The organism is Exiguobacterium sp. s16 (genome assembly GCF_018618115.1).
In the GTDB taxonomy this organism is placed as follows: domain Bacteria; phylum Bacillota; class Bacilli; order Exiguobacteriales; family Exiguobacteriaceae; genus Exiguobacterium; species Exiguobacterium mexicanum_A.
The window spans coordinates 42,589-61,687 of the sequence record NZ_JACSLM010000011.1 but is presented as its reverse complement, the minus strand read 5'-3'; the positions used below and the strand labels follow the sequence as shown (position 1 = coordinate 61,687).

Sequence of the window (19,099 nt, the reverse complement as noted above, 5' to 3'; positions counted from 1 at the left end):
AAGATGACTCCTGTACAGTACAGGAATCATCTCCTTCAAGCAGCGTGATCTTTTTTTAAAATGTCCTTTACATAGGGTACAGATTAAACAGAGTGGGATTTTTTTTATGGTAAGACGATCGTTTCGAGCATCTTCGGTGAGCCTTCTGATAAATCGACGAGTGGTTTAATCAACACTTCGACCCGGCGGTTTTTCGAGCGCCCTGCTTCGGTGTCGTTCGTCGCAATCGGTTTGTATTCTCCGTAGCTAGCGAGCGTGAACTGGCTAGGGTTCAAAGCATCGTTCGTCAACAGACCGCGCATGAAGGCCGTGGCCCGGGCTGAACTGAGTTCCCAGTTCGACGGGAACCGGGCCGTGTTGATCGGGATGTTATCGGTGTGACCCGATACGACAATCTCACGGTTACCGGCTTTTTCCAGGATACCGCTAATCGAGCCGGCCACCGTTCTAGCCTCGGCGTCAAGCGTCGCTTCCCCCATACTGAACAAGGCTCGGTCTTGAATCGTCAAAACGAGACCGCTCGAGTTGATGGTCGCTTCAATCTCTTGTTCGAGCCCGTTCTTTTTGATGTATTGATTGACCTCTTCTTTTAACTCATCCAGTTTGGCGAGCTCATATGTCCGAGGATTCGCTGTCGTATCTGTCTTGTTCGTACGGCTGATGTCACTGTTCGAGGCGGTCGACGCTTGGAACACGCTCGTCCCGCCAGAGAACACTTGATTAAAGGATTGAGACATTTTCTCGAGCTTCGTCTGGTCGATGTTACTCGAGGCGAACAAGACGATGAAGAGGGCGAGTAAGAGCGTCAATAAATCGGCGTACGGGATTAACCAACCTTCCGGGATATGTTCCTCATGATCATGCTTCTTTTTGCGCTTCATAGTCGGCTCGCTCCTTTGGAGACAAATACACAGACAATTTATCTTCTAACGTCTTCGGAGACTCCCCACTTTGAATCGAGAGAATCCCTTCAATCATCATCTCTTTGATGATGACCTCGCTCTTCGAATACTGCTTCAATTTATTGGCGAATGGGAACCAGAGGACGTATCCTGTGAAAATCCCGAACAACGTCGCGACGAACGCGGCTGAAATCGCGTGACCGAGCTTTTCGATATCAGACAAATCTTTTAGGGCCGCAATCAACCCGATAACGGCTCCGAGAACCCCGAGTGTCGGCGCATACGTGCCGGCTTGGGTAAAGATGTCCGAGTTCGCTTTATGGCGTTGCTCCATGTTCTCGATATCGCGCGACATCACCTCGGCGATATATTCGGACGGTTGGCCGTCGATGACCATCATCATCCCTTGTTTCAAGAACGGCTCTTCGACTTGTTCGAGCGCTGTCTCGAGCGACAAGAGTCCTTCTTTACGCGCTTGCGTCGACAAGTCGACGAACTGTGTCAACAGCCCGGATTTACTTGGCAACTCCTGCTTTTTGAAGAGAATTCCGAACAACTTCGGTACGTTTTGCAGTTGTTCTTTGGAGACGGCGATACTGACTGCGGCCGCTGTCCCGACAAAAATGATGACGAGTGCTGCCGGGTTGATGAGCGGGGCAATCCCGGCTCCTTTCAATACCATCCCTCCGACGAGGGTGAGGAACCCAAGTATGAGTCCTACTAACGTGACGACATCCATGTCTATGTTTTCCACCTTTCTAAAAAAAAATCAGGAGACAAAAAAAGCGAGAGACTTAACTCGTCTCCCGCAAATGCGTTCCCGATGGTTAAGCGCCGTTTTCGTCAATCAGCATTTGAATGCTGATATTTCGTTCTTCACGCTCTATATCGGTTAACACGTCGTATTTTTTTAATAATGCGTACAATTGATTCACAACTTCTTGATCGAGTGACCAATGTAGCAGTTCTTCAAGTTGGAAATAAAGATGGGCGGGCATACATTGTGACTGACGCTCCAACCTTCGCGAGACATCCGTTAGCGAATGATCTACCGTACTAGGGTCCACGGTTTCATTCAACCTCCTCAACATTCTTAAAGTCTATCTCTCATATTACCAAAAAAATCGACAAACAGTTAGCGATACATTTTTCTAGTTGGCAATTTTAAAAGTGAGGAGTAATATGAGCCTTAGAAAACTAGATCTGAAGGAGATAGCGAGATGCGACATCGATTGACCGTGCGGGAAATGCGCATAAAACGAATTGAAGCGCTCTACCGGCTCGTGTTTGAAAAGCCGGCCCGTTTTATCGCGACTGGATTTTTACTCGCCATCTTGACTGGTGCGACCCTGCTCTACATGCCGTTTGCACAGACGCAACCCGTGTCGTGGATTGACTGTCTCTTTATCGCCACGTCGGCCGGTACGGTGACCGGGTTGTCGACGATTGATATCGGCTCTTCCTTCAACACGTTCGGCGAGCTCGTCATCGTCGCCTTGATTCAAATCGGAGGTCTCGGCTTCATGACGGTCGCTCTCATGTTACTCAGCGTGCTCGGGAAGAAAATCGGCTTGAAACAGCGGATTCTCCTTCAAGAATCGCTCAACTTGTCGGGGCCTGGCGGCACGGTCCGGCTCGTCCGCAACATCGTCTTCACGACACTGATCGTTCAGTTTCTAGGCATGCTGTTTTTAACGTTCGAACTGTACAGCACCGGTGATTATCGCTTCGGCGAGGCATTGTATTATGGCTTCTTCCATGCGGTATCAGCGTTCAATAACGCGGGGTTTGCCCTTTGGCCAGACAGTTTGATGCAATTTGAACAGAATACGGCCATCGTCATCACGATTGCCGTCCTCTTGATGATTGGAGGGCTCGGCTTCACGACGATTGCAGACGCGACCGAGGTGAAGCGCTGGAAACGGCTCGCGCTGCATTCGAAAATCATGATTGCGTCACTCGCCATCGTCAACGGCATTGCCTGGTTCGCGCTCATGCTGTTTGAATGGGTGTCGACGGAAGGGAGTTTATATGGACGCCCGTTCGGTGAAGCGTTGCACGTTACTTTCTTCCAGGCGGTGACGACACGGACGGCCGGTTTCAACACGGTCGACATCTCGACGATGGCGCCTGTGTCGATCGGTGTCGTCTTGATTCTCATGTACATCGGTGCAGGGGCCGCTTCCACAGGGTCCGGGATTAAAGTGACGACCGTGGCTGTCATTTTGGCGGATATGTGGGCGTTCATCGTTGGTAAAAAGGAGACGGTCATCTTGGAGCGGACGATTGACGCGTTCCAAATCAAAAAAGCGTATATGGTGGCCATCACCAGTTTCATCTTTATTTTATTGATTACCGCACTGACCATCTTGACGAACGGCCACATTTCAGCGACCGCGCTCCTATTCGAGACGGTCTCGGCGTTCGGCACGGTCGGGCTATCGCTCGGAATCACGGCGGAACTGAACGATGCCGGAAAAAGCTTTATCATGTTCATGATGTTGCTCGGCCGCGTCGGCTCGTTGACGATTCTATTCACGGTCGCGCGACAAATGGACCGGAAGATTCGCTATCCAAAAGAGAAGTTGTTAATCGGATGACACACAAAAAGCCCTGTTCAGGGCTTTTTGTGTGTCTCGTAATAGGCGACGACCTTCGGCAAGTAGTCTTTCAAGTCAGGACAGACGATGTCCGTCCCGCCCAGTGCCCGCAACGTCTGGGTCGTATCGAAATGGACTTGATGTTTGAAATAGGCGAGTAGTTCGCCCGGAACGCCATAACGTTCCGACAGATGCAGTGCCGAGAATCCGGTCTCCGCGACCGCATGTGGAATCGTCCCGCGTGGAGGACGACCGAACATCTCTTCATGAATCATCCGGTACACTTCGCGTGCGCCGTGTGGGAACGGGTCCGTCAAATGGAACGTCCGTTTTAAACCGACCGGGGCGTGGGCGAGGTAAGCGGTCGCCTCGACGACATAATCGTACGGGACGAGGTTCACTTCGATATTCTGTCGTCCAATGTACGGCAGCGGGGCGGCTTGGCGGAGTTGGTCCATCAGCTTCAAGACGAAGTAGACCCCGTCAAACTTTTTCGTCTCGCCGGTCTCGCTATGGCCGATGACGATGCCGGGACGGATGATGGTCACCGGCATCGAACCGAGCTCCCGCGAGACGATGGCCTCGGCTTCATACTTCGTCGCCTCGTAATGGTTTTTAAAGCGGACACGGTGCCATAACTCGTTCTCATAAACGGTGCCCTGACGGCGTCCGGACACATAGGCGGTGCTGAAGTAGACGTATCGTTTCAAGTGCGGGGCCCGTTTTGCGAGCGAGGTGATGTGTTTCGTCCCAAGCAGATTGATGCGATACCCGACATCATAAGGGATGCTCAAGTCGTACGCAGCGGCCAAGTGAAACACGTAATTCACTTCACGTTCGATGACCGAGCGCATGATCGGGTCGAGCACGACTTCAGGCAGCGTGATATCGGCCTCGACGAGCACGAGTTGGTCATCTCGTAACGATGTCGCTTCCAACAGCTCCTGTTTTAAAGCGAGTGCCCCGGAACGTTCGGTCGGGAGATGGAGCGCGTAAATCGTTCCGATTTGATTCGGCAAGGTTGCGAGGTGCGTGATCATCTTTCCGGCTAAAAAGCCGGGGAAACCGGTGAAAGCGTAATGGTTCATAATGTCTCCTCCGCTAAGTCCAACGTGAACGTGAATGTCGAGCCGACGCCGACGCTCGACTCGACCTCGATACTACCGCCATGTGATTCGATGATTTCCTTACAAATTGACAGCCCAAGACCCGTCCCGCCAATTTGACGTGTGTCCGAGTTGTCGACGCGATAAAACTTTTTGAATAACTCTTCGAACGCATGCTCGGGAATCCCGATGCCGAAGTCTTGAATGGAGACGTGGGCTTGGTTACGTTCATGGCGGACCCGTACCTCGACTTCGTGGTGATGAGGCGAGTACTTGATCGCGTTCGAGAGCAGGTTGATGATGACTTGCTCGATGCGGTCTTTGTCGGCGATGAGGTGAAGCGATTCATCGGCGTCATCGAAATGAATCGAGTGATTGCTCGTCTCGCGGAAGCGTTCGACAACATCGCGGACGAGTTCGTTCAAGATGAAGTGGTCTTTTTTATACTCTTGATTGCCGTCTTCCATTCGTTGAATATCGAGAAAATCGTTCAACAGGTCGGTCAAACGCTTCGCTTCCTTCGCCATCGTCTTTAAGTAGCGCTCACGCTTTTCGGGGTTCAAGTCGCGAGTGAGCATCAATTCGATATATCCCGACAGTGACGAGAGCGGGGTTCTCAGTTCGTGGGACACGGTGCTGACCAATTCGTTTTTGATTTGGTCCATCCGTTCTTCTTCGGTCCGGTTGCGAAACACAAACAAGAACCCACTGTCCATTCCGATTTGGCGTTTCGTATCCATACCAGTCCCATACATCTCGTAATATTGCTCGTCCCGATCATTCGGTTGCGGAATCGAGAAGCGCATTGACACTTCTCGCGCCGATCCGTCGAGCAACAAATCGATTTTTTTCAACATCTCGGTGCGGTCACGCGCTCGGAACGTCGTCAGGAGCGGAATTCGCTCTTGCATCTTGTTCGGGGCGATACCCGGCAAATCGAGCAGACGACGGGCGTGCACGTTCATGAAGAGGACGCTGCCGTTCGATTCGGTCAAGACGAACGCTTCATTGGACGCCTGTAAAATCGATTGGATGATATCCCGTTGCCGGGCGATGGCGTTCTTCTCCCGCTCGAGCATGCGCTCGACTTTCTTTCGGTCGCTGATGTCGCGCATGACGGCGACACGAAGCGTCTGACCTTGGAACGTCACTTCTTTCGGGTACACTTCCATCTCGAGGAACGTCCCGTCCTCGCGACGGCCGATGACTTCATACGGTGTCTGGATATGATTGCGAATGCGTCGCAACACATCGGCCCGGTAGCCTTCGGCGATGAACTCAATCGTTTGACGGCCGACCATCTGTTCGGCTGGGATGCGAAAAATCGTCTCGGCCGCCTTGTTCGCGTCTAAAATCGTCCCGCCTTCATGGAATAGCACAGCTTCGATGACTGATTCGGCAAACATGCGATAGCGTTGTTCTTTATGAAGCAATTCGCCTTTCAAGGCGATCTCAGGACTGACATCGAACACGAAAAAGAAAAAGCCGATGACGCGTGCCTGCTCATAGACAGGGTGCATGAACAGTTTTCCGACGAAATGGGTCCGGTCTTTTCGTTGGAACTTCCATTCACGGTCGCCTCGGTCTAACGCCACACGAAGCATCTGTTCGAATGACAAGAGCCGCTCCGTTTCGTCTTGATAGTGGGTCCGCTTCTCGCTCAGTTCTCTTGACTCGAACAGACCGAACGGGGTCATTTCATAGAGTACTTCGTGCGGCGCATATCCGAACAGTTCGGTCGCCCCTTTATTGAAGCGATTGATCAACAGATTGGCATCGGTCATGATCATCGCCATATCAAGCTCAGTGTGCATCATGGCTTCGAACGCGTTATGTTGTACCGTCACCCGTGTATCGAGCGGGAGCGGCTCGATTGAGAGGATGTAGACGTCACCATTGGGGATGGCGTGAATCCGGATCGTCGGCATCTCATACGTCCAAGATAGTCCTTGCTCCATCCGTCGTGACAGCTCCATCGTGATCGGTGACTGGTTGACCATATGAAAGATGTTTGATCGCGTTTGTAAGTCTTCAGGGAATTGCTCTAAAAACGGACGGTTTGCTTGGACGATTGTCCCATCCGTCGTGATTAACGCTACACCGTAAGGTAAGGCGTGTAGCAGTTCGCTTTGGAGATGTCCTCGGTTCTCCATTAACGATGATCCCTCCTTCTCTATATCAAACGGGTACATCTTCAATACATTCGACAGCTCCCCCTTTGTTTTCCTGCCTTCAAACGGTAAAGTGAAGATAAGAACACATAGAGAGGACGATGGACGTGAAAGGAATGGGGCTCAGCTTAATGATTGCCCTCGGGTTATGGTGGTGGGATGCACCGATTTGGAGCATCATCGCTTGCGTGGCAGTCGGCCTGCTTTGGCTCATTTGGCGGATGCGTCTCTCGACGATCCACCGCATCGACCGGATGGACGGCCGAGAATTTGAACTATTTTTAGAGGAAGTGTTCACCGCGCTCGGGTATACCGTGACGGTGACCCCGGCGTCACGTGATTTCGGGGCGGATTTGCTCCTTGAAGCAGAAGATGGATGGTCGATCGCGGTCCAAGCGAAACGCTATGAAAAGGCGGTCGGACTCGAAGCCGTCCAGCAAGTCGCGGCGTCTGTTCCATACTATGGCGTGAACGAGGGCTGGGTCGTGACGAACTCATCGTATACCGATAGTGCGTACGAATTGGCGGAACCGAATCAAGTTCGTCTGATTGCAAGAATGGAGCTCGAACAGTTGCTAAAAGAGGCCGGTTTTAAGCGATAAAATCAGGCGTGTTCACAACTTTGACAGAATGGCGGATTGTGTCGAAGAAAAAGGGGTTGTCTTTTTCATGAATCGATGCAATAATCATCTTCGTCATATGAAATATGTAGTCGCTGAAACGAGAAAAGGCGGCTAGCAGTACCAATTTGGGGGTTTCATAGAAAGACCAACCAAACACACACAAATCCAAGGTTGGAACGTATTAGGAGGAAAAGCGGTGCGCAAATTAATTTATGTAAAAGGTTGCGTCTTTACGCAAGGCGAAGCAACCATTTATGACGAGACAAATGATGCGATCGGATCTGTTCACCGCGACGCGGAGGGCAGTGTTCAAGTGCACAACTTGTCAGGCCGTCAAATCGCTCACGGGAAGTACATCCCGAACTGTCAAAAGTGGGTCGTCATGAACCACGACGGGCAGGCGATTGGTCAGTTGAAGGACAAATTCTCGTTATTCGGGAAAAAGTGTGAGTACAACGTCTATGAACGCGGTCTCTATACGATTCAATACGATGTCGAGCGCTATAAGTTCAGCGTTCGAGACAAAGCAGGCAAGCTTGTGGCGGAACTCCGCAAACAAGAGGATGACTGCTTCTGTTTGACGAAAGAGGCCGACCAACTCTCGATGTTCGAGTTGTTGTCTGTCCTTAAAACGTTGACAGTAAAATCACGGATGCCCATCGCGGTATCGGTGTGACCAATATGACGAACACCAGTCACGGCGACTGGTGTTTTTTTTTATGAAAAAAAGCTCCATTCGACGTGGTCAAATGAAGCGCTTCAAATAATGTTTGGCCTCGATCTCGAGGGTCGTCACGCGGTGCGCGTATAAACAGAGTTTAAGGACGTGCAAGATGTTCGGATGGGTATAGCCCATCTTCTCGATCGAACGCTTCGCACGGGTGTCGAGGAGCTCGATCGGGCTCGTCGATTTGGCGTACTCGGCGTAGAGACGATAAAAGTCGATCGGTGAGATGAGGTCGTCTTCATCACGGTCAGGGTTGTTGAAGATGAGCGCCAGGAGCGAACTCGTCTCTTCTAGCGAGAACAGGTGCTTCAAATCATCGAGTAAATAAATGATGGCCGCTTGTTGGAGCGAGTATTTTTTACCGACCCGGGGCACTCCGATGATTTTCCGGACCTCTCGTTTCGTCCAGTTTTGGATCGTGGTGGCGGATAAGTGTTCCCCCGTCAACGTGTTCGCCAAAGCAACGATTTGATTGATCGACAATCCGTTCTTTTCAATATGAAACAAATGAATTTTGCGAAGTTCTTTCGGGAAATGCTCACGCACGTCCTCTGGGAAGAGAGAGATGGCCCGGTCTACGTCGCCAACCCGCATATAATGAAGGCAATCAGCCAAAGTTTGAATCGAAATTGCGTCGCGCATACAGGCATCCTTTCTATAGCCACCTACGTCCGTTGGCTATACAGTCATTTGACCTCATTCTACCAAATGTTTGAAAAGGAAGCTAGGCTATCGCCTGATTAAGGTATAATGGAAACGTATAAAAAAATGTAGATAAAGGTGGTCCAACGATGAATGAATGGGTCAGTTCCATCCTGTCCATCGTCATTGTCCTGGTGTTTCTCGTCGGTCTTGAACAGATTGGCAAACGCCTCGGCTGGACGGATGAGACAATTCGAAAGAGTGTACATATCGCGGTCGGCCATTGGTCGCTGCTTGCAGTCTGGTTAATGGAGACTTGGTACGTCGCAGCCGTCCCGCTCGTCTTCTTCACGTTTGCGAACGCGTTGCTTCTTTATAAGAGTCCGTCACCGGTCCACCAGACGGAGCGCAAATCACTCGGTACCGTCTATTATCCGATCGCCTTGCTCGTCATCCTGTACTTTTTCTTCGAATCGGAGCCGCTCGCTTTTTTGGCCGGATCGCTCGTTTTGGCGTGGGGAGATGGGTTGGCCGCTCTGATTGGACGTAAATATGGTACAGTGACGTACGACTTATACGGACAGAAACGCTCGTTTCAAGGGAGCATGGCCATGTTCCTCAGTTCGTACGCTGTCCTCTTTTTATTGTTTTTGTGGAATGATGTTCCACTTTGGCAAGTGGTAACATATGGATTCATTATTTCCATTATCGCTACGTTGACAGAAGCGATTTCGTATCGGGACTGGGATAATTTCACAATTCCTATCGTAGTGGCAGTGGCTACATCATTATTGCTATAAACTAATTGCTTCATTGTAAAGAAAACGTTGCTTGTCACCCCTGTCAAAGATTTGTATACTGTGTTTCGTACTGAAATCATTCAGTGACGTGTTTGCCTCTCTCTTGACGAACCGAGGCATGCTTAAAATAGAACGTAAAGGATTGAGGCAACGCATGAGCTTTTTAGACCAACTACTTACTATCATTCCGGCCGATCGCGTCAACCAAGACGAACCACTGTCGGCACACACGTATACAAAATTAGGCGGGAAGGCCGATTATTTCGTGGCCCCGCACACGTACGAGGAAGTACAAGCCGTGCTTGAACTTGCTCATCGCGAGAGCGTCCCGTTCATGATTCTCGGGTTTGGATCAAACTTGATTGTCCGTGACGGCGGCCTTCGCGGAATCGTCTTGAACTTGAACGAGTTGAAAACGATTCGTCGCGATGGGAATCAATTGATCGCCCAAGCCGGCGCGGCCATCATCGATGTGTCACGCCAAGCGCTCACCGAGGAACTATCAGGCTTAGAATTCGCCTGTGGCATCCCGGGGACGGTCGGTGGCGCAGTCTACATGAACGCAGGCGCCTACGGTGGAGAGACGAAAGACGTCATCGCGAGCGCGGTCGTCTTGTCACCAGAAGGCGAACTCATGACGCTCACGAAAGAAGAGCTCGACCTCGATTATCGGACGAGCCGAGTTTCTAAAGACGGGCTGATTGTCCTCGAAGCGACGTTCGAACTCGAGCCGCTCGGCTATGAGGCGATCAAAGAAGTGATGGATGACTTGACGCACAAGCGCGAGTCGAAACAACCGCTTGAATACCCATCGTGTGGTAGCGTCTTTAAACGACCGCCTGGTTACTTTGCCGGTAAATTGATTCAAGACTGCGGCCTACAAGGGAAGCGGATTGGCGGGGCGGAGGTCTCGCTCAAGCACGCCGGATTCATCGTCAATATCGATGAAGCGACGGCGACTGAATATATCTCGCTCATCCGTCACGTCCAAGCGACGGTGAAGGCGAAGTTCGAGATTGAGCTTGAACCAGAAGTCAAAATCATTGGTGAGGATATCGCCGTCGAAAACGCATAAGCACGAAAACGCTCGAACCAACCGGTTCGAGCGTTTTTTGATGATGTGACGACATAAAAACCGACAGAATAGTTCTGTCGGTTTGGTCCTTACGCTTGTAATTGTTTTGTGACCGCTTCAGCAGGCGCCACGAACGTGTAGCCGAGGTCACGCGCGACAGCCTCATACGTGACTGTCCCGTCGATGACGTTCAAGCCTTTGAGTAACGCCGCGTTTTCACGAAGCGCCGGGAAAATCCCTTTTTGAGCGCACTCGACGATATACGGCATCGTCGCGTTCGTCAAACCGAGCGTCGACGTACGTGGGACAGCACCTGGCATGTTGGCTACGGCATAGTGCTGGACGCCGTAGCGCTCATACGTCGGTGCGTCATGCGTCGTAATATGGTCGATCGTCTCGCAAATCCCGCCTTGGTCGATGGCGACGTCGACGATGACCGACCCAGGTGACATCTGTTGCACCATTTCTTTTGTGACGAGTTTCGGTGCTTTCGCGCCTGGAATGAGGACGGCACCGATGACGAGGTCACTGTCAGCCACTTGTTTGGCGATATTGTAGCTATTTGAGATGAGCGTATTGATCGTGTTGCCGAATTGGTCGTCGATTTGGCGAAGACGGGCTGGGCTGATGTCCATGATTGTGACGTTGGCACCGAGGCCGATGGCGATGCGGGCTGCGTTCATCCCGACGACACCTCCCCCGATGACGGTGACGTTCGCACGTGGTACGCCAGGCAAGCCTGACAAGAGAATCCCTTTTCCACCGTGCGGTTTTTCAAGGATTTGGGCCCCGATTTGAGCGGCCATTCGTCCAGCCACTTCGCTCATCGGTGTGAGGAGCGGCAACGTGCGGTCGATTTCAACCGTCTCGTAAGCAATCGCCGTCACGCCTGAATCGACGAGTGCTTTCGTGAGTTCTGGTTCGGCTGCCAAGTGCAAGTAGGTGAAGAGCGTCAAGTCCGGACGGAAATAACGATATTCAGACGGTTGCGGTTCTTTTACTTTCAACGCTAATTCGACGTTTCCCCAAACGTCTGCGGCTGTGTCGACGATTGTCGCCCCTGCATCGACATACTCCATGTTCGTGAAGCCGCTCCCGACACCGGCTTCCGTCTCGACGAGAACCTCGTGTCCAAGCTCAGTTAATACGGCTGCACCCATCGGCGTCAAGGCGACGCGGTTTTCATTGTTTTTGATTTCTTTCAATACCCCGATTTTCATGTAAAGTTCCCCTTTCTCTCTACTGACACAATTTGTTCACACCTCTAGTATAGACCCATCCGAAAACGCTGTCTTTAGCATGGATTCTAAAAATGACAATGCCCACTTTGTGAAAAATCACAAAGCGGGCATCAATCATCTTGTCGGTATTGGCCTGCCTTGATGGCGAGGTAAACAGCGGCTCGTTCGGGCAGTGAGACTTGCGTAATATTCGTCAGTTCCTCGATGCGGCGAATCCGATAGAGCACGGTGTTCGGGTGGATGTGAAGATGGGCGGCGACGCGTTTGACGTTCCCATCAAAATAGAAATACCACTCGAGCGTCGTGACGAGCTCGGTATGATGGGCGACATCATATGCCTGCAAACGCTCGATGGTCGGATGCGTTTCGAGCCGAAGCCCGATTCGGCGAGCGAGATCTGGGACGAGCTGATAAATCCCGATTTGTTCGAACGTGTGCGTCGCGGCAAGCTCATAGGGGAACTTCCGACGAAGCGACGTGACCTGTCGTGCTTCTTCCATCGCGGCATACAGCATGTCGCTCTCAAAGAAACGACGGCTGACGCCTAAACGTGGATCGACTTCCGTGAATTTCTCTCGGAGCTGTGTCTCGAAGCGATTGGCCCACTGCAAAAGTGCCGTCTCTTCCTCGGCTAACTCCGATTTCATATAATGCCAGACGAGGAGCTGTTGACCATCGATGGCGTGCAGCACGACCTCGATCGCTTGTTGGGTCGCGAGAACATAAAACAATCGCTCCGCCAGCTGTGGGGTGATCGGTTGGCTGCACTCGATGATGGTGAGTCGGCTGGCGACAGCAATCGGGGCGAGTTCGTTCAAACGATCGCGATGAGCGGGCGACAAATTGGGGCTGGCCAACACTTCTAAAAAGAAACGCTCGAGCTCGGCATCGATGCGCCGCTCATGCATGGCGATGGTCATGAGCAATTTTTTAGCGATGCTCGCGCCTTCTTTTAACACAGTGAGCTCTTGTTCCGAGAACGGGGTCGTTCGGGCGAGGCTCCAAATATAACCGAGCACATCGTCCTGTTGTTTGATAACGACAGCGGCACGTTCGCCTAAACCGACAGCCACCCGGGCTGGGATGACGACCGGTTCGTCTCGGTCGATCACTTCTTGCAGGATTCCACTTTCCCATAAGTCCTCGATGACCGCTTCCGGCACACGACGGCCGATGATGGTCGCGATGCGGGCCGGGTCGGTCGAGTCGGGGTGGGTGCTGTAGGCGAGCAACTGATGGTGGCGATTTTCAATCGTGATCGGGGCCCGAATCGCTTGTCCGATTGCTTCGGCGAGCGTATCGAGCGATTCATAAGATTTCTGCAAAAAAGGCATGTCGATTCCTCCTCTCTCTCACTATACCGTCTCTGTTGTGAAAGTTCACAAAAAGATGGAGTGTTTTGAGAAGAAGGGGCGACATGCCTCTAAAATTCAGCTTAAATCGGGAAAAACAATCCGATGACGAGACCGAGCAGGGCACCGACGATGACTTGGAACGGGGTGTGACCGACCAACTCATTTAAAATCGGTGTCTCATGTTTGATACCTTTGAAATAGTCGTTCAACAAACGGGCTTGGAACCCGACCGCTTGTCGGACACCGGTCGCATCGTACATGACGATCGTCGCGAAAATCAGGGCGAGCGCGAACATGCTGGAGTCGAGTCCTTCGATACGCCCGATCACGGTCGTCAATGCGACGACGGTCGAGGAGTGGGAACTTGGCATCCCACCTGAGGCAAACATGATTTCAAGTTCAAAATCTCGTGTTTTAATGAGTTCGGTTACGAGCTTGGCCGCTTGAGCGATGAACCACGCGAGCAAGGCGGCGAGTAAAGGTTCGTTAAAGAGCAATCGATTCACTTCCTGTCTGACAATGGTATCTACACTATACCCGATTCTCTCAGGCACTAGACGTAAAGTTTTTGTCAAAAAAAAGCACCTCGAGCTTAGGCTCGAAGTGCTTCTCGGTCGATTTTTGTTACCCGACGACGCCTTCAGTCTCCTGAAGTTTGTCCGCGATATTCTCGATGATATAGCGGTTACGTGGATGCTCCTGGCACTCTTTCGAGCATGAACGCATTTGTTTCGGTTCACACTCTTCACAACAGAAGTGTTGAGCATTACACACCGGGTTGGCACAATTAACGTAACGGACCGTCTTCGTCCCACAGTGCATGCATTCGGAAACAACCGACGGATTGACCGTGTTGACTGGGACGTTGATGCGCTCGTCAAAGACGTAGAGCTCGCCTTCCCAATTTTCGCCTTTCGTGGCGTCGTCTTTGCCGTACATGGCGACGCCGCCTTTTAGGTGGAAAATGTTGTCGTGACCTTGGTCACGCATATATGCGGTAAATTTCTCGCAACGGACGCCTCCGGTACAGTACGTGAGTAAGGTTTTCCCTTCGTAGAGGTCCTTGTTCTCTTCGAGCCAATCTGGCATGTAACGAGAAGCCTCTACATCGATTTTGATCGCATTTTTAAAGTGACCAAGATCGTACTCGTAGTTGTTACGAACATCGAGGATGACGACATCGTCGCGATTCATCATCTCTTTCCATTCTGCCGGTTCGAGGTACGCACCGTGCTGTTTAGGAACGTCGAACTCACCATCAAAGCGCCACGTCACAAGCTCTTTCTTATGACGGACAAAGATTTTTTTGAACGCATGCTCTTCGACTTCATCGATTTTGAACTCGATATCGCTGAAAAGCGGGTTCGCTTTCAAGTCGTTCATGTATTGCTCGGTCTGTTCCCAAGTCCCAGAGCACGTTCCGTTGATTCCTTCGGAAGAAATCAAGATCCGTCCTTTGATGCCAAGGTCCTTACAATACTTGAGGTGCTCTTGTGTGAGCGTTTCTGGGTCTTCGATGTTGACGTACTTATAGTACAGCAAGACCCGCATTGGTTTTGTTTCCATGTTATTACTCCCCTGTGTTCAGTTTTTTGCAGGAAAACGAACGTTGGGTTGTGTCGTTCGACGAGCGGACTTGCCTGCAACCACAAGTCCATATTATATGATAGATATCACAGCGAAATTTCGCAAATACTTTTTATTTTTTTTACTGGCGTGCAGGGGGATGCGTCTTCCTGAGCGAAATCGGGTAAAAGGTATTAATGAAAGTCGAAGGTGGAAACTGATATGCTCACATCACTCCAACAATGGATTATCCAACTGATTGAATGGCTGCAAGAGCTTCCGGGAGGCCCATGGGCAGGACTAGGGGCGCCGTTCCTTGAGGCGATCTTTCCATTTCTTCCGCTCGTCCTCATCATTTCGGCGAACGCGGCCACGTATGGGTTCTTGCTCGGGACGTTATTGTCTTGGGTCGGTAGTTTACTAGGGACGATTCTTGTCTTTACAGCCGTCCGTTACGTATTCCGTAAACCGATGACACGGTGGCTCGAAAAACATAAACAAGGGGTATATTGGCTGGAACGCATCAACCATATGAGCCCGATCTCGCTTGGGTTTTTATATTCGCTCCCGTTCATCCCGGTCAGTTTGATCACATACTTACTTGCCCTCATTCAAATGCCGCTTCGGACATTCATCATGGCGGCGGGGTTCGGGAAACTGCTTGTCGTCTTGATTTTTTCGGTCATTGGTGACCAGTGGGAAGAGTTTATTCAAAGTCCGTTCCGCTTATCGATGCTTGGACTGTTACTGTTTGTTCTTTGGGCGATCAGCCGTGGCCTCGAGGAATTGCTCAAGCGGCGCGCCTTCAAAAAACGCAACGAACAACTTCAACGTGAACGTGAAACGAAACGTCAAACGACCCTTCGAAGCTAGTGCTTCAAAGGGTCGTTTTGGTCAGGCGCGCTTTTTGAAACGCGGGAAGTTAAAGACGATGGCCAGCCCTCCGCAAATGAAGAGCAGGAATGGATAGAACATATACGGGACGAGCGCTGGTGACGCCGTATTCGTCAATTCGGCGGCGATGAGCAGCTGTGCCCCATAAGGCAACAGGCCTTGGACGCCACACGAGAAGATGTCGAGCACACTCGCTGATTTCTTTCGCTCGATGTCATACGTGTCGGCGATATTGGCGGCGAGCGGACCGGCCACGAGAATCGAAATCGTGTTGTTCGCCGTCGCGACGTTCGTCGCGCTGACGAGCCCGGCGATGCTCCATTCGGCACCGGCACGTTTTTGAATCCGCGACGTGAGCGCGTCACGCAAGTAAGTGAGCCCGCCGTTATGCGAGATGAGTCCGACGAGTCCGCCCATGAGGAGCGTCAAGAGCGAAATCTCGGCCATACCCATCATCCCGTCTGCCATAGCCGTGACGTATGAAGTGACAGCCAAACTCCCATCGATCAAACCGATGATGCCGGTCAAGGCAATCCCGCCAAGCAAAACGAGAATGACGTTCAACCCGGTCAAGGCGAGAGCGATGACGGCGAGGTATGGAATGAGTTTATACCATTCGAACGTGGCTGCATCGACAGTCGATTCTCCACTCGATAACACCGATAAGAGGACGATTGTGATAATGGCGGCCGGGAGGACAATCCAAAAGTTGGTTCGGAATTTGTCACGCATATTGGTACGCTGGGTCCGGACGGCAGCGATTGTCGTGTCCGAGATGAACGACAAGTTGTCCCCGAACATGGCACCACCGACGACGGCAGCCGCCGCGATGGCGATATTGACGCCACTTTCTTCGTGGATACCGAGCGCGATCGGGGCGAGGGCGGCAATCGTGCCCGTCGACGTTCCCATCGCCATCGAGATGAAAGCCGCGATGACGAATAAACCGCTCAGTAGAAGCGAGGACGGTAAAAATGTCAGCGCCGCATTGACGGTCGCGTCGATTGCGCCGATTGCTTCGGCGACACTCGAGAACGCTCCGGCGAGCAAGAAGATGAAGACCATGATCAAAATGCCGGGGTTCCCCGCGCCTTGGGCGACACGCTCGACCGTCTGAGTGACGCTGCCTTTCGTCATCATCGCCGCGACGATGACCGCGATCAACGCCGCGATCAGGACCGGGAATTTATAAAAGTCGTTATAGTAGATGCCTGCCCCGATAAAGAAGACGAGGAAGACGAGCAAAGGCAATAGTGCCCATTTGTTAGCTGTCGGTTGTTCCAATCGATTCACCTCATTCATAAAATAAAAAGAGAGCCTTCTGAAAAAAGGCTCTCTCTACAAGAAAACACTTTTTTCATCTTTCGAGCAGACTGCTCGCTGGATTTGGCACAGGTTACCCGCTGCCGAGACGTCACTGGGCCAGTCCCTCAGTCTCTCTTGATAAAAAAGTTGTGATATTTAGTTATAAGACACGTTCCCTAACGTACCTGTTTCAAATCCGCTTGTCAATAGCAAACCCCACGCGGTGAACGTGGGGGTGAGTCAAGTCGTTAAGAAATTGTAATGGGCGACGCGGTTGCGTCCGGCGTACTTCCCGCCGACGTAGAGGGCCCGGTCAGCGTTCCGGATCGTATCGTCGAGGCGTTTGTCACCGAACGCCTGAATCGTGTCGACACCGATCGAAGCGGTGACGGGGATATCGATTCCGTCGACGTGGAACGGTTTGTTCTCGATTTGTTGCCGGATCCGTTCGGCGATCTCGATTGCCTGTTCGACATCGCAACGATTCAATAGCAAGATGAACTCTTCACCGCCGTAACGGGCGGCAAAATCTTCGGTGCGGAGTGCCTGGCGAATCCGCCGTCCAAACTCTTGGAGCACACTGTCCCCGACTTGATGTCCGTGCAAATCGTTGATTTTTTTGAAAAAGTCGATGTCGAGCATCGCGACCGAAATCGGATACATCGAACCGTCCGAGATTTGTTGAATCCCGTATTCGTAAAACGCGCGTGCATTCGCGAGCAGCGTCAAGCTGTCGGTCCGACTTTCCGTGTAAAGACGGTCGCGCTCATGGCAACGGCTGATCGTCCGGTTGAACGACTTGAGAAGTTTGACGATTTCACGTTGGATGGTCGAGGGATACCCATAGACGTGTTCACCCGTCATGACGAGCCACGTGCGAATCCCTTCGATCTCCTCGGACCGAACCGAGATGAAACTATGATAGTCGTCGTCAAATTCGTTCGACAGTGGTGCGTCCCATTCGAAGCGCATCTCATATTCGACCGAGGCTTCGTTCGGATAAGCGTGATCGAGCAAATCGAACACGATGTGACGGTCAATCGGCTGACGCGTCTTCAAATCAAAGTACAGGGTACGGTCGAACAGTTTAAACTCGACGAACCCTTCGTCATAGTGATTGAGCCGCTCACATTGACTGAGAAACACTTCGATGGCTTGCGCCTCGCTCTGCGATAACGACACGGCTTCTTTTGCCTCGTCATACTGTTCAATCAACGATTTAAAGGCGTCTTGCCGGCCTTTTTGGATGATGAGCCGCTTGATGAAGAACGTCAACGCGGCAGCGATGCTGCTGACGACGAGTAAATTCGTCTCCCGGAACAACGAGGCCGCCAAAATGAAGACGAGACTGACGATATACGTATAAAACGCGATGCTCAGAAAATCGCGGACCGGGATGTCGACGCGGAACCACCAACCGACTTGATACTTTTGCACGATCGTGTTCAAGATGATGGCCAGAATCAAACCGGCGAGCGGCAGGAACGAGTCTTGAGAATAGAAGCCGAGACCGGTCACACCACCAAGTGCCAAGTAAACACCGGCTGGGATGGCAATCTCCAAGAAAGACGTGATGGCGTTCCAAGGATACGTGAAGCGGAAGCGTCGAAGCGCGACGCGCGGTTTCAAGTTTACGAACTGGAAGACGAGGAGACCAATCTGATTGACGAAAAGCGCCGTCTCGAAATCAAAAAACAAGAAAATGATGAGGACGATACTTTCCGAAAACGTGAAGTAGACGCCTTTCCGTTCGATGGAGTCCATTTGAAAAATGATGACAAGGAGCGCGATCAAGATGAACGGCAACGGCTCGATGGCGGGTATGTTCAATACGCCTGTGGCGAACAAGGTGATCGTCGATATGAGTAAAACACTCCATATGCTCCAACCAAGGACGGACATCTTGCGAAAATGGTTCATGGTTCCCTCCTATGTGGGAAAATTCGATATGTATGGTAGGAGATTCGGCACAATCATGCCCGAGTCCTGCCTATTCATCATAATGGCGGAATTCTAGCATTGAGTCTATATGAAATATCCTCTATAATGAAATTGCTTTTCAACCACATAGACGAAAGTCGATGAAAAAGAG

The 19,099-nt window shown here is 51.4% G+C and carries 18 protein-coding genes, 1 riboswitch and 1 other annotated feature (1 of these 20 cut by a window edge); of the genes, 6 read left to right on the top strand and 12 right to left on the bottom strand.

Going from position 1 to position 19,099, the window contains the following annotated elements:
• Positions 1 to 104 precede the first annotated feature (104 nt).
• From KNP86_RS14155 to KNP86_RS14145, 3 genes are all read right to left on the bottom strand, one after another.
• The gene (locus tag KNP86_RS14155) at positions 105 to 881 is read right to left on the bottom strand and encodes a flagellar motor protein MotB (protein ID WP_214755008.1); all 777 of its coding nucleotides are present in this window, start codon (positions 879 to 881) and stop codon (positions 105 to 107) included.
• Positions 859 to 1,641: a flagellar motor stator protein MotA gene (gene motA, locus KNP86_RS14150; RefSeq protein WP_021068127.1), complete on the bottom strand. Its 783-nt coding sequence runs from the start codon at positions 1,639 to 1,641 to the stop codon at positions 859 to 861. Before motA ends, KNP86_RS14155 begins: the two co-directional genes overlap by 23 nt.
• Positions 1,642 to 1,729: 88 nt before the next feature.
• Positions 1,730 to 1,969 carry a hypothetical protein gene (locus KNP86_RS14145; RefSeq protein WP_021068128.1) on the bottom strand — a complete coding sequence of 80 codons (240 nt, stop codon included), beginning with the start codon at positions 1,967 to 1,969 and terminating at the stop codon, positions 1,730 to 1,732.
• A 153-nt stretch (positions 1,970 to 2,122) separates the two neighbouring features.
• On the opposite strand from KNP86_RS14145, the gene KNP86_RS14140 reads away from it, so the two are divergent.
• Positions 2,123 to 3,502, top strand: coding sequence for a TrkH family potassium uptake protein (locus tag KNP86_RS14140; protein ID WP_052090266.1), 1,380 nt, complete (start codon positions 2,123 to 2,125; stop codon positions 3,500 to 3,502).
• A 17-nt stretch (positions 3,503 to 3,519) separates the two neighbouring features.
• On the opposite strand, the gene KNP86_RS14135 is transcribed toward KNP86_RS14140, so the two are convergent.
• Positions 3,520 to 4,590, bottom strand: a complete 1,071-nt coding sequence (locus KNP86_RS14135; RefSeq protein ID WP_214755006.1) for an SDR family oxidoreductase — start codon at positions 4,588 to 4,590, stop codon at positions 3,520 to 3,522.
• Entirely contained in the window at positions 4,587 to 6,761 is a 2,175-nt protein-coding gene (locus KNP86_RS14130; protein WP_034780811.1) for a PAS domain-containing sensor histidine kinase, read from the bottom strand. Before KNP86_RS14130 ends, KNP86_RS14135 begins: the two co-directional genes overlap by 4 nt.
• A gap of 119 nt (positions 6,762 to 6,880) precedes the next feature.
• Here KNP86_RS14130 and KNP86_RS14125 point away from each other — a divergent pair, with 119 nt between their 5' ends.
• Both KNP86_RS14125 and KNP86_RS14120 read left to right on the top strand, forming a co-directional pair.
• Positions 6,881 to 7,381, top strand: a complete 501-nt coding sequence (locus KNP86_RS14125) for a restriction endonuclease (RefSeq protein ID WP_233005248.1) — start codon at positions 6,881 to 6,883, stop codon at positions 7,379 to 7,381.
• Positions 7,382 to 7,598: 217 nt separating this feature from the next.
• Positions 7,599 to 8,078 carry an LURP-one-related family protein gene (locus KNP86_RS14120; RefSeq protein WP_034780813.1) on the top strand — a complete coding sequence of 160 codons (480 nt, stop codon included), beginning with the start codon at positions 7,599 to 7,601 and terminating at the stop codon, positions 8,076 to 8,078.
• Positions 8,079 to 8,147: 69 nt separating this feature from the next.
• Here KNP86_RS14120 and KNP86_RS14115 read toward each other — a convergent pair whose 3' ends face one another.
• Positions 8,148 to 8,771 carry a DUF1836 domain-containing protein gene (locus KNP86_RS14115; protein ID WP_214755004.1) on the bottom strand — a complete coding sequence of 208 codons (624 nt, stop codon included), beginning with the start codon at positions 8,769 to 8,771 and terminating at the stop codon, positions 8,148 to 8,150.
• A 149-nt stretch (positions 8,772 to 8,920) separates the two neighbouring features.
• Between KNP86_RS14115 and KNP86_RS14110 the strand changes: the two genes are divergently transcribed.
• Together KNP86_RS14110 and murB are read left to right on the top strand one after the other, a co-directional pair.
• The gene (locus KNP86_RS14110; protein WP_214755002.1) at positions 8,921 to 9,571 is read left to right on the top strand and encodes a diacylglycerol/polyprenol kinase family protein; all 651 of its coding nucleotides are present in this window, start codon (positions 8,921 to 8,923) and stop codon (positions 9,569 to 9,571) included.
• 154 nt (positions 9,572 to 9,725) lie between these two features.
• The gene (gene murB / locus KNP86_RS14105; protein ID WP_034780819.1) at positions 9,726 to 10,646 is read left to right on the top strand and encodes a UDP-N-acetylmuramate dehydrogenase; all 921 of its coding nucleotides are present in this window, start codon (positions 9,726 to 9,728) and stop codon (positions 10,644 to 10,646) included.
• 89 nt (positions 10,647 to 10,735) lie between these two features.
• On the opposite strand, the gene ald is transcribed toward murB, so the two are convergent.
• The 4 genes from ald to trhO all read right to left on the bottom strand — a co-directional run bounded on the left by ald (position 10,736) and on the right by trhO (position 14,808).
• Positions 10,736 to 11,866 (bottom strand): alanine dehydrogenase, encoded by a 1,131-nt coding sequence (ald, locus tag KNP86_RS14100; RefSeq protein ID WP_034780820.1) that lies wholly within the window; start codon positions 11,864 to 11,866, stop codon positions 10,736 to 10,738.
• A 131-nt stretch (positions 11,867 to 11,997) separates the two neighbouring features.
• Positions 11,998 to 13,221, bottom strand: coding sequence for a PucR family transcriptional regulator (locus tag KNP86_RS14095; RefSeq protein WP_214755000.1), 1,224 nt, complete (start codon positions 13,219 to 13,221; stop codon positions 11,998 to 12,000).
• A 101-nt stretch (positions 13,222 to 13,322) separates the two neighbouring features.
• Positions 13,323 to 13,748, bottom strand: coding sequence for a divergent PAP2 family protein (locus tag KNP86_RS14090; protein WP_131434844.1), 426 nt, complete (start codon positions 13,746 to 13,748; stop codon positions 13,323 to 13,325).
• A 118-nt stretch (positions 13,749 to 13,866) separates the two neighbouring features.
• A complete protein-coding gene (trhO, locus tag KNP86_RS14085; RefSeq protein ID WP_034780826.1) occupies positions 13,867 to 14,808 on the bottom strand; it encodes an oxygen-dependent tRNA uridine(34) hydroxylase TrhO in 942 nt (313 codons plus the stop codon).
• Between the two features lie 222 nt (positions 14,809 to 15,030).
• Between trhO and KNP86_RS14080 the strand changes: the two genes are divergently transcribed.
• Complete coding sequence (locus KNP86_RS14080; RefSeq protein ID WP_034780827.1) at positions 15,031 to 15,681, top strand: TVP38/TMEM64 family protein; 651 nt, start codon at positions 15,031 to 15,033, stop codon at positions 15,679 to 15,681.
• Between the two features lie 21 nt (positions 15,682 to 15,702).
• Here KNP86_RS14080 and KNP86_RS14075 read toward each other — a convergent pair whose 3' ends face one another.
• Together KNP86_RS14075 and KNP86_RS14070 are read right to left on the bottom strand one after the other, a co-directional pair.
• Positions 15,703 to 17,004, bottom strand: coding sequence for a Na+/H+ antiporter NhaC family protein (locus tag KNP86_RS14075; RefSeq protein WP_034780829.1), 1,302 nt, complete (start codon positions 17,002 to 17,004; stop codon positions 15,703 to 15,705).
• A gap of 52 nt (positions 17,005 to 17,056) precedes the next feature.
• Positions 17,057 to 17,152, bottom strand: a riboswitch (SAM riboswitch).
• 95 nt (positions 17,153 to 17,247) lie between these two features.
• Positions 17,248 to 18,927 carry a GGDEF domain-containing protein gene (locus KNP86_RS14070; RefSeq protein WP_034780831.1) on the bottom strand — a complete coding sequence of 560 codons (1,680 nt, stop codon included), beginning with the start codon at positions 18,925 to 18,927 and terminating at the stop codon, positions 17,248 to 17,250.
• Between the two features lie 152 nt (positions 18,928 to 19,079).
• Positions 19,080 to 19,099 (top strand) — a binding site (T-box leader) (it continues 193 nt past the right edge of the window).

Excerpts from the sequence above, each read along its gene's own strand:
- ald (WP_034780820.1), bottom strand. The coding sequence starts at position 11,866 with ATGAAAATCGGGGTATTGAAAGAAATCAAAAACAATGAAAACCGCGTC.
- KNP86_RS14135 (WP_214755006.1), bottom strand. The coding sequence starts at position 4,590 with ATGAACCATTACGCTTTCACCGGTTTCCCCGGCTTTTTAGCCGGAAAG.
- KNP86_RS14140 (WP_052090266.1), top strand. The coding sequence starts at position 2,123 with ATGCGACATCGATTGACCGTGCGGGAAATGCGCATAAAACGAATTGAA.
- KNP86_RS14110 (WP_214755002.1), top strand. The coding sequence starts at position 8,921 with ATGAATGAATGGGTCAGTTCCATCCTGTCCATCGTCATTGTCCTGGTG.
- KNP86_RS14130 (WP_034780811.1), bottom strand. The coding sequence starts at position 6,761 with ATGGAGAACCGAGGACATCTCCAAAGCGAACTGCTACACGCCTTACCT.
- KNP86_RS14080 (WP_034780827.1), top strand. The coding sequence starts at position 15,031 with ATGCTCACATCACTCCAACAATGGATTATCCAACTGATTGAATGGCTG.
- motA (WP_021068127.1), bottom strand. The coding sequence starts at position 1,641 with ATGGATGTCGTCACGTTAGTAGGACTCATACTTGGGTTCCTCACCCTC.
- murB (WP_034780819.1), top strand. The coding sequence starts at position 9,726 with ATGAGCTTTTTAGACCAACTACTTACTATCATTCCGGCCGATCGCGTC.
- KNP86_RS14115 (WP_214755004.1), bottom strand. The coding sequence starts at position 8,771 with ATGCGCGACGCAATTTCGATTCAAACTTTGGCTGATTGCCTTCATTAT.
- trhO (WP_034780826.1), bottom strand. The coding sequence starts at position 14,808 with ATGGAAACAAAACCAATGCGGGTCTTGCTGTACTATAAGTACGTCAAC.
- KNP86_RS14095 (WP_214755000.1), bottom strand. The coding sequence starts at position 13,221 with ATGCCTTTTTTGCAGAAATCTTATGAATCGCTCGATACGCTCGCCGAA.
- KNP86_RS14070 (WP_034780831.1), bottom strand. The coding sequence starts at position 18,927 with ATGAACCATTTTCGCAAGATGTCCGTCCTTGGTTGGAGCATATGGAGT.
- KNP86_RS14155 (WP_214755008.1), bottom strand. The coding sequence starts at position 881 with ATGAAGCGCAAAAAGAAGCATGATCATGAGGAACATATCCCGGAAGGT.
- KNP86_RS14125 (WP_233005248.1), top strand. The coding sequence starts at position 6,881 with ATGGACGTGAAAGGAATGGGGCTCAGCTTAATGATTGCCCTCGGGTTA.
- KNP86_RS14075 (WP_034780829.1), bottom strand. The coding sequence starts at position 17,004 with ATGAATGAGGTGAATCGATTGGAACAACCGACAGCTAACAAATGGGCA.